A 13,226-nucleotide genomic window follows, 5' to 3' on the forward strand; every position below is an offset into this window, starting at 1 on the left:
CAGCCCAGATTGAAATCGAGGGCGCCGCAGCGAGTGGGTAAGCCGAGCCGATCTTGGATCAAGCAGCAGGTGGTTGGCAGCGGGTAATCCGGCGTCTGGGTGCAGAGCATCACGAAGTCGATTGATTGAGGATCAATCGCATGTTCGGAAAAAAGTTTCGTGGCTGCTTGGATGGCTAGGTCGCTGGCGGTTTCCTTGGGCTCGGCGATATGCCGTTGATGGATACCGGTTTTTTCAGCGATCAGAGCGATGTCCCAGTTGGGAAAATCGGCTTGAAGTTGTTCGTTCGTTTCGACTCGCGAAGGCAAGTGAACAGCGATCGGACCAAGTTGAGCATGCGGCACTGCGAAGGATCCACGAATGGCCGAAGGGAGAGTTGCGAAGCAAAGAAAAAAAGATAGCGGCAATCACGATAACATGAAAGTCGCCAACCGCGTGAAAACTCGGATGGAAGTATCGAGTTTGGGGGCTTTGCGAAACGCGAAAGCAAGTGAGGGAAGATTCCACTCACGTGAAAGAAAAAGAAAGAGCGGCTGATGGGATTCGAACCCACGACAATCACGTTGGCAACGTGATGCTCTGCCAACTGAGCTACAGCCGCAAAACTTTCGACGCCAGCCAAGTTATCGATTGCAGTTTAATGTTGCAAGGTCACTCGGCGGCACTTTTTTTGTGAGACAAAGCCAACTGGCTTTGCCATCAACAGGAGCGGATTGTAGGTATCGATCGAATTCGTTCAAGCCCAATTTGTGAAGACTTTAAAAATTGTTTTCTCCAGCGGGTTTACAGGGCCATCGATTTACGGGGGCCATCGATGGCGAGCGGCAGCGGGCTCATTCGAGGGTGAGACGGTCCCCACGGAGTCAACTTCACATTCTTCTGATTTTCCCCCATTTCCACCAAGCACCCTGACACGGTACACTACCGGGCTTGATTTATAGAAACGATGAGGCGCAGCGATCCGATGGTCGGTTTTCCTGTTTCGCCCTCACGTGCCATACGATGACGCCGTAAAGACGAGAGGTCTTACCGAAGGATGTCCACCTCCACTGAACCCGAAACAACGGAAGTTCCGGAAGAAAAGAAAACGATCCAACTGCAATCGACAGTTGAGAGCCCTTCGCCATGCGTTCGCCAGGTGATTGTCACAATCCCTCACGCAGAAGTTGAGCGGTACCTCAAAGACGCATACGACGAAATTGTGCCGGAAGCCTCCGTGCCCGGTTTTCGTGCGGGACGCGCTCCGCGAAAGTTGGTCGAAAAGCAATTCCGTGACCGTGTTCGCGAACAAGTGAAGGGCGCCCTGTTGATGGATTCGCTCTCGCAAGTGAGCGACAAAGAAGAGTTCTCCGCAATCGGCGAACCTGAGTTCGACTTCGAATCGATCGAATTGCCCGAAGACAATGGGGATTTTAAGTATCAGTTCACCGTCGAGGTTCGTCCCGACTTTGAAACCCCTACTTGGAAGGGGCTCAAGCTCTCCAAGCCTGTCGAAGAAATCACCGATGCCGACGTCGATGAGTCGCTGCAACGCGTCTTGGGACGTTACGCCACGCTCGAAGCCACTGACGAAGCGGCAGCGATGGGCGACAAGTTGGTCGTGACGATTAAGTTCACCGAAAACGGCAAGCTGCTCAGCGAACTTGAAGAAGAACGCGTGACGCTTAACAGTCGCCTCAGCTTCTCGGATGGTGTGATCGAAGATTTCGGCACGCTGATGACCGGTGCGATCGAAGGCGATACACGCACAGGCAAGGCTAAGATCAGCGACGGTGTTAGCAACGAAGAGACTCGTGGTAAGGAAATCGATGCTGAAATCCAAGTGATTGAAGTATTGAAATCGGAATTGCCAAAGCTGACTCCAAGCTTCTTGGAAGAGCTGGGCGATTTTGAATCCGAGCAAGAGCTTCGCGATTTCGTTCGTGATTCGCTGACTCGCCAAGCCGATTACCGCACCCAACAAGCACTTCGCCAATCGGTCGTCGATGCGTTGGCGGGTAACGCCGATTTTGAACTGCCAAAGTCTTTGGTTCAACGTCAAACGCAACGTGAATTGCAACGCAAGGTGCTTGAGCTTCGTCGTAGCGGATTCGATGAAGACAACATTCGTCGCTTCGTCAACGCGTCGCGTCAAAATGCGCAAGCTTCGACCGAAGCTGCACTTCGCGAACACTTTATCTTGGAAAAAATCGCTGAAGAAGCCGAGCTCGATGCGGAAGCTGCGGATTACGATGCCGAAGTCGCATTGATCGCTCAGCAAAGCGATTCGCCAGAACGAAAAGTTCGTGCTCGACTCGAAAAGAGCGGCCAAATGGACGCGCTTCGCAACCAAATCGTTGAGCGTAAGGTGATCGAAATGATCGTCGAAGCTGGCGAAATCAGCGAAGAAAAAGTGGAAAAGACCAAGGGTGACGACGACCAAGAGTTCGCCGTTTATCACAACATCTTGCCGACTCGTGATGACGACGCGATTCCTGCGGCCAAGTACGAAGACAACGCGCCAAAGGATGCAGAGAAGAAAGAAAAGGAATAATTCCTTTTTGATCGGCTCGTTTCAATGATTCGACTGCCCGTTTCCACTTCTCTGTGGAAACGGGCAGTTTTTTTTTGCATTAGACGAGGCGTCGCCTGGGGGCAGCGTGAAAAAAACGTTCGAATAAGACCGGGCGGCTTGCGCCGCGAGCGCTGCGAAAAATACCGTGGGGTGCCAGCGTCCATGTTCTGGCTCGCGAAATTCCCTCCCTTGTGAGAGACGGCCTTGCTCACGCGCCGATGCGACTGTTCGCCAAGCACTATTGCGAATCTAGCACCAATGCGTAATGGCTCGGCGATACAGGTCGGTGCCTTTTTCAAGTTGTTCGATCGAAATCCATTCGTCCACCGTGTGCGCCTGGGCAATATTGCCTGGCCCACACACCAACCGCTGATTCAATTCACCGAACAGACCGCCATCGGTGGCATAGCACTTTGTCGTCGGCGCCGCCCCCGCTAATTCGCACATCGTTTGGATGCACGGGGCGTTGGCATCGACCCAGATTGGATCGCAACCGACAAGGGGTTGGAATTCGAGTCCAAGCGATTGAGCGTGTCGCCGGGCATCATCGATCAAATCACTGCCATCAATCTCGGGCATGGTCCGTAGACTGACCCACGCTTCGCTTTTCGGTGCGGTAATGTTGATCGCGGTGCCATGATCGGTGAATCCGAAATTCCAGGATAGCGTGGGAGGATCAAATCGGAGGTCCCGATAGCGTGGTTCGTTTAGCGTTCGCTCGTTCAGCTCTGCGATCTTTTGCAGCATCGGTACCATCGCGACATTCGCGTTGACGCCTTCGGCAGTGCTGCTGTGGGCCGCCCGGCCGCGGCTGAGGATGCGGAATCCGGTAATGCCTTTGTGGGCATGCACCACGCCAAGTTCCGTAGGTTCTCCGATGATCGCCACAGGCTGTGCCGCTACAATTTCACGATACGCGGTCGAAAACTCAACAAGATGCCTCGCTCCTTGAAAACCCGTCTCCTCGTCAGCGGTGCAGACGACCCACAGCGGATGCTGTTGCGATGCTTGGGGGACCTGCTTGACCGCGGCGAGAAATGCAACTAGCGAACCTTTCATGTCACACGCGCCGCGTCCATACACGCGGTCGTTCGCAAGGGTCGCGGTGAAAGGATCCCCGGGCGAATCGGGATTCGGGCCGACCCAATTTTGGGCTGGGACCACATCGGTGTGGCAGAAATAGGCCAAGCCAGCGGCGGAGGATTCGCTGAGTTCCACTGGCATTCGTTTGGCGACGATGTTTGCTTTACGGATTCCCTTGCTATCGGCGTAGGTGGTCCGTTCTGTTTCGAATCCGAGTGACCGCAAGTGGTTGTCGACAAATTCAGAAACGTCGACATTGCTCGCCGAGCTAACCGAAGGAAAGGCGATCAAATGCGACAGGGTATCGAGAGCTTCGCGAGTTGCGTTTTTCATGATGCAGGGGTGAAGGTAACTTCGATTGCCGTGGACGCCGTCATTTGTCGATGTTTTGGAGTGCGGACGCAAGGGCTGTTTGCGGCGGCTAGGGTTTCAGCACGTCACGAAGCGCTTCGGCGATGCGTTTAGGATTCGCTCCTTCGACTTCAGCCGAAAATGCTTCGAGTTTTTCGAGGGCATCTTGGCGATGGATGTCGGTCGATTTTGGTGCAATGGCTTGATAGACCGCCTGGGCCGCAATCGCGGTAGGGTCGCCCTCGTTGAGGGCAAACGAAGCGAGTTTGTCGGCGAGCCGCGGCGGTAGTTCGTCAAAGGTGTAGGCTTTGATCGTTGCATTGAAGCGAATCACCAGCCGATCGGGGCCTTTCTCGACAACGATCACGCGGAGCGTTTCGGTGAGCTCGAAATCGCTGCCGGTCTGCAGCGTTGCTACGCCTCTTTCGATGGCGCCGCGATAGTAGGTTGCCAGATCAGCGGTTTCGAACAATGGCTCAGCCCGCGGTTTCTGCTCTTCGCTGAGCGGGGCGTTGGCTGCGGCATCGTGCACCGCCCGCAATTGGTTCCAGTCGGCGGTCTTGATTGCAGTGCGCGCCTTCGTGATCAACGCCTCGGTCTCGGCAATCGTCTCTTTGCTCATCGTCTCGACCGGTATCATCTCGGGGGCGGCGATCGGTGGTGTTTGCAAAGGATCGGCTGAGGGAATACTGGAGGAATCCGATGGGGGCATGTCCGCTGCTGTTTCATCGGCAGGTGGAGCCACCATCGGGTCGGGCTGAGCAAGTTCGGGCTCCGTGGGCATGGGCTCATTGGGCATGGACTCCGTGGGCATCATAGGCTGAGCCGGCATCGATTCCGTTGCTGGGGGCTGCCTCTCGTCTTGTCCGTTCCCGAAGCCGTTTGGGGCCTGCTCGCCGTTTGGGTTCGGGTTTGAGCTCTGAGGATGATCGGGACTGTCGTCTGCGGGACGATTCGAGCCGAGGTTGCCCATAATCGGGTCCGCCGGACGAGCGTTGACGCGTCCAGCGGATGCTGCGGTCGCAGTCGCGTTATTCCCCGATCCGGCGGGGGTGGTCGACAGGGTAAAGCTGCCGTCTTTTGCTGTGATGGCGATGCTTCCTGGTTTTGTCATCACCACCCAAACCAGCGCGCCCACCATCGCGAGGATCGCGGCAGCGCAGCCAATGAAAACAAGCCAACCCGCCATCGATCTACGCCGCCGTTTCGTCGGTTTCTTTTTCTTGATGGCAATCGGCGCTGCGGCCGTTGCAGACGCGGGGGCCTCGGCAAACGTTGGCATCGGCGTGTCGGACGCTGGAGCCGAAACCGCAGGGATTGGGGCCGCGGCAATCTGAGGGGCGGTTGCCGGAGCGGCGGGGGTTTGGGGGGATGGAGGCATTTGCGGCGCCAGCGGATTGCCCTGCGGCAGCACGGCGGCAAGCGGATCCGTTTTCGGCAGCAAACCGGCGAGCGGGTCGGGATTGGTCGAGACGCCCGGCGGGGGCGGCACTGCGGCCGGTGCCGAAGCGGGCGCCACCGTGTTTTGTGGCGCGTCAGCGACTGCGAAATCAATCACGCCGAAGCGAACGTCCAGTGCCTTCTTTTTGGCCGGATCGAGCAAGATGTCACGAGATTGTTGCACCCATTTCGCCGCCTGTCTCCACACCGCTGGGTCTGCATTCGCTTTTGCACTTTGCAGTTTTTGGATTGTTTTTTTGATGGCGGCGACAATTACCTGCGAATCTTGCTCGCCGCCGGTCAGCCCAAAGACTTGATACGGATGCGGATTCTTCGTTTCTGCAGCGACAGGTAAGAGGTCCGATATTTCAGATGCCGACATTCGTCATGGTCCGGTGGAGGGTGGGGCGGTTGCTGGCAGCAGGAGTGGGGGAGGACGTTTGCGAAAAAACGGCAGTTGTGAGCATCTAAATAGGGATGCTGCAGCCACCGTCTAGTTTAATCAATCCAGAGGAAGTGACGAAAGCTTGTCTGGTCAGGTTCCGTAAAGTCGGCTTGATTGAGGTGTTTTCCGCTGTCGATGCACGTTATTCCTCACCAGATCCGGTTTATTCGGGACGTAGCTATCAAATCGATCGTACCCATTGGCAATAACATGCGGGATACGCAAGAGATCGGTTCTTTCGGAAACAAACCAGCCAAGATTGGACGATACCAGACCGTGGACCTTTGAAGCTACCTTTCCTTTTCAACGGCAATTCTATGTTTCCGATCATGCGAATTCGAACCGCTGCCGCGATCGCTGCGCTCGTGGGAGGCCCCTACGTCGTCTCGGAAACGGATATGGGGCAGAAAACCGTCTCGTCGATCAAGCGTCAATTCGAGACCACCGAGGCCGCGATCAGTTCGGGGGATTCGGTGTTGTCGAGCTCTTCGGATTACGCGGTGCACTCGCACTACGAGGTCGAGCAGTTGCGTCGCAGCGGCGAGGCACGCTATCGCTACGACCACGAGCTCGCTCGTAAACTGGGCGCGATTCCCGCCAAGCCTGAAAATGAGCCGAATCTTGTGGGGACCACGGTTCAGGATCTTCGCGAAGTGATCCGCTTTGACATCAACCCTGAATGGATCATCAATCGCTTCTCACGTGTGACGACGGTATTGGCGGATATGAAGATGGAAGGGCTGCGAGTGCCCATCGTCACCGGAACGCAGGCCGATGATTTGGCGGGGACGCTGACTTATTACTTTGACACCAGCGGCAAGGTCCAGCGAATTACCGTTCATGGGTTTACTGGAGACCCTAGCAAGATGGCGGCGATCATGACCGAGCATTACGGTTTATCTCGCGAACCCTCGCTCGAAGCGGGGGTCTTTACGCGTCGTTGGAACGGTTTGCCGGTTCATTTTTTGCGTCTGACTCACGCCCCGATCGTGTATAGCGATGCCATCCACCAAAAATACACGGTTTTTGTGGAACTCAATCAGCCCAATCTAGCGTTCGGCATCAGTCCCGAAGCCCAGCGAATTGTCAATGCGGATCACTACAGCGGTCGCTGGTAGCACCTTTCCTCGCCTTCTCTGTGCGTCCCATCCCCCCTCCCCCCGTAGGTGAGATGGCCCGGTGTCATTGAGTGATCTGTCTTGAGCCGAGACGTTGTGATTTTTTCCCTCAAAGTGGCTGGTTTGCTGGCAGCCAGTTTGCCAGCCCCGTACAATAAATCCAGCCAGTGCGCATGATTTGCGCAGGTCTTGCAGGGAGATTGACCAAGGTTTGTTTTTTTCGCTCGTCGCGATGTCGACGAAGCATCAAAAGCCGGGCCATTTTTCAGGCAAGATTTTGGGGCGGAAAAATCGGCAACGGGATTGTTGCTGGGGCAATCGTAAAGATGAGGTGAACGCATGGGTGCGGGATGGTACTACATCACAAGTGGTTGGCTACGAAAAACGCGACGAATGGGGCCTATTTCGGAGGCGGATTTGCTTCATCTGATCGATGAAGGAAAAATCGTCCCTGAAACGCTGTTGTTAAGTAGCAAAACCAAAGGAAAATGGGTTCCGATGAATTCGATTGCTCCGGCAATCCAACGTTGGAATGAATCTCATTCCAAAGCATCCTCGGATTAGTTCCCTTCGATTCAATACGCGTACAAATCAATACGCGTACAAAACCGGGGGGAAGTTCGGGTTTCACACGCTGCCCATCTAAGCTGGCGATCCGATTTCGTGTCTAATTGAGGGATCGCCGACCGCTGCGGGGCGTGGCGGGGCATTGCGGTAAAGCCAACGCGGACGCGACCAATACCAACGCGGACGCGGTTCGGCACTGCCTCTCGCTGCGGAGCGTATGACATTTGAAGATGCCAATGACGACCTCATCGAAAACGTTGGCTGATTATGCGGCCATCGCCGTTGCTCCCTTGTTGATTTTTTTGATGATCAACAGCCTCGCCAATTACTTGATGCTTGTCTTGTATCACGGGGGGTATCCCGAACGCGTTTCATGGACCTTGTTCATGTACACGATGGGAGTTGTCAGCGTTGCGAGGATCGCGATTCAGCGCGACCGCAGCTACGCCATGGGCTACCTGTGCATCTTAGCCGCAGTCACCTTTTTAGCGATGATGCGATTCGTGGGGTCGCCAATCTTTAGCATCTTCATGTTGCTGTTGATCGCGTTTCTGGCGGACCGAATTGTTCATGATTGCACGTTGATCGATGATTCGGTGGACGCTAGCGGACAAGGGTTGATGGACTCTGGCGGCCACTTCGTCCGTAATCAACTCGAGGCGAATCGTGCTGCGGCGGACTCGCGAGCAACCGCGTCAAGCGAAGAGCCTCTCAGCAAAGCTCAAACGGCTCCGGCCAAACCGGGCGCGCACCAGCCGGGACGCACCGTCATGTACCTCGCCTTGGCCGCGCTGCCGCTGTTTGGGCTGGGGCAATTTTTTCTTCGCTCGGATCCGGGGACATCCGGACGCGCACTGTGGTTGTTGGCGATCTATTTGTTCTCGAGTTTTTCACTACTTGTGACCACCAGCTTTCTAGGACTGCGTCGCTACTTGCGGCAACGCGGCGTCGACATGCCCAATAATGTTTCGCTGGGATGGATCGCAGGCGGTCTGGCAATCATCAGCCTGATCCTGCTGGTCTCGTACCTCGCTCCGCTGCCAGGACAAGTGCTCGCGTCGTTTGAGTTGCCGGAAATCACAAATCCTTCGGATGACCTTACAGCAAGCCAGTACGGGCAAGGAAACGAAGCCGCGGCAAAGCGGAAGGAAGGAGCCGCAGTCACAGCGAAAGACAAAAACGCAGGCGGAAAAGAAGTCCAAGAAACCGCGAGCCAAAAGGGGTCGCCCCCGGGGTCCGCCGCGGAGGGTGAGAATGAAAAAGGGGCGGCGGGGAAACAGGACGGCGGCAACAAGCCGAGCCCCGGAGGGGCTAAGCCCGGAGAGAAAAGCTCTGAGAAAAGCTCGGGCGAGCAGGGGGACAAGAGCGAGCAGGGGGACAAGTCGGAATCGAAAGGCCAAAAAGGCAAGCAAGAAAAAAATCAACAAGGCAATTCCGATCCACCGCCTGCGTCCGAGTCACAGGAGCCCACGCCCAACGAATCCGAATCCGAGCAGCCCGAATCCGAGCAGCCCAAATCCGAACAGCCCAAATCCGAACAGCCCGCAACCGAGCAGGCAAAATCCGAGCAGGCGGATTCATCTCCACCCGAATCGGCTGCTAGCGAACCGCCGCCGCCGCCGCCCGAACCGTCAACTCCAAACTCGACTCCCTCGCTGACGCAGTTGTTTTCGCTGCTCGGTTCGCTCTTGAAATTTTTAATTGCGTTGGCGCTCGCGGTCGTTGTTGGGGTCTATGTCTACCGCAATCGCGATGCGATTTTGCAGTGGTTCAATGGACTTTGGGCCCGTCAATTTCCAGCTTCCGGTGCCGAGCAACCTGAATCGCCGCAACGGGGCATCGAAACGCCAGTGAAGCCATTTTCTTCGTTCCGCAATCCGATTGGCATTGAAACGGATCCGCGTCAAATTGTGATCGTGACGTTCCAGGCGTTCGAAGCTTGGACACGCGAGCAGGGGGCGCGTCGCCGCCCCGACGAAACGCCAAGCGAATTTCTAAAGCGGATTGCCGGTTCGTTACCACAGTTTTCCTCGTCCGCTGTTGGTGTTGTCGATGCCTATAACCGGATCGTTTACGGGGGGGAACAGGCGACTCCGTCGGACATTTCGGCTGCGGACCAGATTTGGAAACAGATGAATTCGGCGGCCTCGGCAATCACCCGCTGATCGTCGTGCTCAACGAAGATGCTGTTTTCGCTACAATACGGTCGCGTTGCATCTTCCTTCCGCTGGAACGAGTTCCTTTGTCATCTGTCTCTTTGTCAAAATTGCGAATGATCACCTTGTGGTCCACGGGACGCAGGGCTCGACGCTGGATTCTGATTTGGATTCTGCTGTTAATCGTTGCGGCAACTGCGGTCGTGTTTCTGAACTATCGGGTTCGCGTTGCGATGCAAGAGATGGCGCGTCATTCATTGCGGTCTTGTTTGTCCGCCAAGTTAAGCGTGTTTGAACACTGGTATCATCAGCAAACGGCGTTGGTTACCGAGGTGATGCAAAGTCCCAAGCGGAAATCGCTTGCGGTGCGTATTTTGACATCCCATGCGTCCAGTCATCCCGCAACGCCAGAGCAATGGCGGTCCGATCCCAATCTTGCTCTGTTCGCCCAGGAGATTGCCAGCGGGGCGTCCCGCGACGACGTTTTAGGTTGGGCTCTGATGGATATCCAAGGGCGTGTGCTTGTCAGCGATTTGACGCCGCTACTTGCCGAAGAACTAGGGATTCCCAGTGATGCACTGGAAAAATTGATTTCGCGTCAAAGCACGTTGACGCGTCCTTTTCGTTCGCCGAAACCCCTGAGTCAATCGGGACCGCTGTCCCATGCCGAGCCTCCGGTTATCGCCGTGATCACCCCCGTGGTGCAGGGCGCACGCACGCTTGGCGGTTTTGTGTACCTGATGGATCCACATAAGGATTTCAGCGAGCTGCTCTCGGCACCGGTCGCGGGCCAGTTTGCAGAATCGTACGCAATCGACCGTCGCGGCGTGATGTTAACGAGCGTGCCGAGTGAACGTGTGCCGCGGTCGAGCGACGCGATTCACTCCTCCGCATCCGCATCGACTCTTTTGCATCAGGTCGTCCAAGTCCCTGGCGATCAGGTGGGGATCAAATCCGTGGCAGGCAACCGCTTGGCTGGCGGTTCCAGTTCGCGTCCGTTGACCGTGCTGGCGGACCAATTGACTCGCGGTGGGCAAGGAGAAAATGTCGCGGGGTACCGTGATTATCGCGGCGAGGAAGTCATCGGAGCTTGGCGTTGGATGCCGGAGTATGGTTTCGGCGTCGCTGTCGAGATGAAGGTGGGGGATGTCTATGGACCGCTGCAAACGCTCTCGCGGATCCAATGGGCATTGGCGATATTGATGATCCTGGGAGCGGTATTGCTGGGCGGACTGTATCTGTTTGGGCCGCATCTTGCTCGTTCGTTCACCCAGAACGATTCCACCCGACAGCTCGGCCAATACAAGCTCGGGCGGTTGATCGGCGAAGGGGCAATGGGATCGGTCTATATCGGGTCTCACCAGATGCTCAAGCGAGAGGTGGCGATCAAGGTACTCGAAAAAGACGAGTTGACCTCGACGACCGCTTCACGTTTTGCTCGTGAAGTCCAGTTGACGTCGCAGCTTCGTCACCCCAATACGATTGCCATTTTTGATTACGGGCGAACCGACGACGGCACATTTTATTATGTGATGGAATACGTCCAAGGAATCACGCTACAAGCATTGATTGATCAATATGGGCGTCAGCCCGCTGGGCGTGTGATTTCACTATTGATCCAAATGTGCGGTTCGCTTGCCGAAGCCCATGGCTGTGGGATTGTTCATCGCGACATCAAGCCTGCAAACATTATCTTGACCGATGTGTCGGGGGTGGGCGATCTGATCAAGGTGCTCGATTTTGGACTGGTCAAAGAGATCACGCGAGACACTGTCGAATTGACTCAAGTTGACTCGATCACCGGCACGCCGATGTACATGTCTCCCGAGGCCGTGCGAGACGCCTCGGCCGCGAACGCTCAAAGTGATCTGTATGCGGTCGGCGCGGTCGGTTATGCGTTACTAACCGGCGTGCCTTTGTTTGATGGCGGGGCGTCGGTCGATATTTGTTTGAAGCAGTTGAACGAAGTCCCAGTGCGTCCCGCGAAGCGAATCGGCATCCCCTTGGCCGACGATTTGCAAAATGTATTGATGTCCTGCTTGCAAAAAGACACAAATCAGCGCCCTATGTCGATGGACGAACTCGCTGATACACTCCGTGGATGTGAAGATCATGGACGCTGGACCCAAGTGGATTCCGTTCAGTGGTGGAACCATCAATTTAGAGGGTTTGGCGGATCGCAAGCTCCGGGCGCTGCCGCAGCTTCGGACGCTACCGCTGTGGCGGGCGTCACTGCAGCCCCAATGACAACAGCACCCACACGCGATTTCTCGGGATAAACGCTCGGCGACACGACATGTTTGGTAAATACCGAAATCTCGAGGACGACTCGATCGATTGGCCTGGTTTATTGTCCTTGTTGGAAGACGATGATCGCCGCGCGATGGTCCAGCGAATTTATCCGAGTGAATCTCGCGAAAGTTTTTTAGCCGCCGTCCGCCGTTTGGATTTATCGTTGGCCAGCGATATCCTGGCCTCGGGACGCCAAGTCCATTCGGCGTCTCAGCTTGTCAATTGGCCGGTGGTGGCAATCGCCGGGATGCTCAACAGCGGCAAGACCAGTTTGGTGGCCACCTATTTGAGTGAGACGGGGCGGGCACGTACGCTGCGTGGACCGAGCAATGTCGAAGGCACGCATCGGTTTGTTCTGTGGTTGCCTCAGCAATGGCAATCCGACTCGGAATTGTTCAGTCTGCTGATGGGCCGGATCGGGGATGCGATCGGAAAACCACCCGAGATGCTGGCCGAAGATCCTGCCGCCGCTCACCAGCAATACAACAATCGCGGTGGCGACGTCAGCACGCTTGCGATTCCGCTTGTGGCCACCGATCCTGGGTTGGACGAAGCGGGGATTGGGTTGCTGGATTGCCCAGACATCGTTTCCGATGAAGCGTTTGGGCTCGGATCGCCGGAGATTCGCCGCGATCTGCTTGGCCGTGCCGCCACGATCTGTTCGGCGTTCTTGGTGGTCTCGTCTGCTGAATCTTCGCGTGACGCCACGCTGGGGGATCTGTTGCGAATCGCCGCCGATTTGATGCCCGGAGTCCCGCGGATGCTGGCGGTCAATAAAGTCCGTCCTCGCCAGACTCCGGATCAAGTGTTTGAAACGTTTACGCCGTTGGCCAAAACGCACGGCATCGAAACGGTCTATGCGGCGTACGATTTTGACGTGCCCGCCAGTCGGCCCTACATTCCGGCGGCCGGTGGAGCTGCCTCGGCAGCGATCAGCGACGACGAAGATTTGTTTCCGGTTTTCTTTTCCGTTTCGGAAAACCCGGACGACAATCCCCCCGCCGCCATTTCAGAGGACCGCTTGCTCGCTGCGCTACCGAATCGGCTCGATCGCGCGAAATTGTTCGAGAAGTTTCGGATCGCGTTGCAGTCCACGCTGCGATCAATGATTTGGGATCGCGGGCTCAGTCGAGTGGACCAGGATGCGGATCACTCGCGAAAGGCAACGCAGAGGGCCCAGGATTGCTTGTTGCAAGCGTCGCTCGAATTTTTTGCTCATC

At 56.0% G+C, this 13,226-nt stretch carries 7 protein-coding genes, 1 tRNA gene and 2 pseudogenes; 6 read left to right on the forward strand and 4 right to left on the reverse strand.

Annotation, left to right across the window (positions count from 1 at the left end; translation table 11 throughout):
- Both ABX962_RS16430 and ABX962_RS16435 read right to left on the reverse strand, forming a co-directional pair.
- Nucleotides 1-344: pseudogene (locus ABX962_RS16430) on the reverse strand (ketoacyl-ACP synthase III); the annotation flags it as partial.
- 184 nt (nucleotides 345-528) lie between these two features.
- Nucleotides 529-601, reverse strand: a tRNA-Gly gene (locus ABX962_RS16435).
- Nucleotides 602-1,036: 435 nt separating this feature from the next.
- Here ABX962_RS16435 and tig point away from each other — a divergent pair.
- Nucleotides 1,037-2,533, forward strand: a complete 1,497-nt coding sequence (tig, locus tag ABX962_RS16440; protein WP_372721135.1) for a trigger factor — start codon at nucleotides 1,037-1,039, stop codon at nucleotides 2,531-2,533.
- 270 nt (nucleotides 2,534-2,803) lie between these two features.
- Here tig and ABX962_RS16445 read toward each other — a convergent pair whose 3' ends face one another.
- Nucleotides 2,804-3,970: a M20 family metallopeptidase gene (locus tag ABX962_RS16445; protein WP_372721136.1), complete on the reverse strand. Its 1,167-nt coding sequence runs from the start codon at nucleotides 3,968-3,970 to the stop codon at nucleotides 2,804-2,806.
- A gap of 88 nt (nucleotides 3,971-4,058) precedes the next feature.
- Nucleotides 4,059-5,810, reverse strand: coding sequence for a hypothetical protein (locus tag ABX962_RS16450; protein WP_372721137.1), 1,752 nt, complete (start codon nucleotides 5,808-5,810; stop codon nucleotides 4,059-4,061).
- A 392-nt stretch (nucleotides 5,811-6,202) separates the two neighbouring features.
- Between ABX962_RS16450 and ABX962_RS16455 the strand changes: the two genes are divergently transcribed.
- The 5 genes and pseudogenes from ABX962_RS16455 to ABX962_RS16475 all read left to right on the forward strand — a co-directional run.
- Entirely contained in the window at nucleotides 6,203-6,991 is a 789-nt protein-coding gene (locus ABX962_RS16455) for a DUF6690 family protein (RefSeq protein WP_372721138.1), read from the forward strand.
- A 339-nt stretch (nucleotides 6,992-7,330) separates the two neighbouring features.
- Nucleotides 7,331-7,555 carry a DUF4339 domain-containing protein gene (locus ABX962_RS16460; protein WP_339942935.1) on the forward strand — a complete coding sequence of 75 codons (225 nt, stop codon included), beginning with the start codon at nucleotides 7,331-7,333 and terminating at the stop codon, nucleotides 7,553-7,555.
- Nucleotides 7,556-7,794: 239 nt separating this feature from the next.
- On the forward strand, nucleotides 7,795-9,723 hold the full coding sequence (locus ABX962_RS16465) for a DUF4129 domain-containing protein (protein ID WP_372721139.1): 1,929 nt from the start codon (nucleotides 7,795-7,797) through the stop codon (nucleotides 9,721-9,723).
- A 77-nt stretch (nucleotides 9,724-9,800) separates the two neighbouring features.
- Nucleotides 9,801-11,993 carry a protein kinase gene (locus ABX962_RS16470; RefSeq protein WP_372721140.1) on the forward strand — a complete coding sequence of 731 codons (2,193 nt, stop codon included), beginning with the start codon at nucleotides 9,801-9,803 and terminating at the stop codon, nucleotides 11,991-11,993.
- 17 nt (nucleotides 11,994-12,010) lie between these two features.
- Nucleotides 12,011-13,226 (forward strand): annotated as a pseudogene (locus ABX962_RS16475) (hypothetical protein); the annotation flags it as partial.

It is taken from the genome of Novipirellula sp. (genome assembly GCF_041583735.1).
Lineage (GTDB): Bacteria > Planctomycetota > Planctomycetia > Pirellulales > Pirellulaceae > Novipirellula.

Excerpts from the sequence above, each read along its gene's own strand:
- tig (WP_372721135.1), top strand. The coding sequence starts at position 1,037 with ATGTCCACCTCCACTGAACCCGAAACAACGGAAGTTCCGGAAGAAAAG.
- ABX962_RS16445 (WP_372721136.1), bottom strand. The coding sequence starts at position 3,970 with ATGAAAAACGCAACTCGCGAAGCTCTCGATACCCTGTCGCATTTGATC.
- ABX962_RS16450 (WP_372721137.1), bottom strand. The coding sequence starts at position 5,810 with ATGTCGGCATCTGAAATATCGGACCTCTTACCTGTCGCTGCAGAAACG.
- ABX962_RS16455 (WP_372721138.1), top strand. The coding sequence starts at position 6,203 with ATGCGAATTCGAACCGCTGCCGCGATCGCTGCGCTCGTGGGAGGCCCC.
- ABX962_RS16460 (WP_339942935.1), top strand. The coding sequence starts at position 7,331 with ATGGGTGCGGGATGGTACTACATCACAAGTGGTTGGCTACGAAAAACG.
- ABX962_RS16465 (WP_372721139.1), top strand. The coding sequence starts at position 7,795 with ATGACGACCTCATCGAAAACGTTGGCTGATTATGCGGCCATCGCCGTT.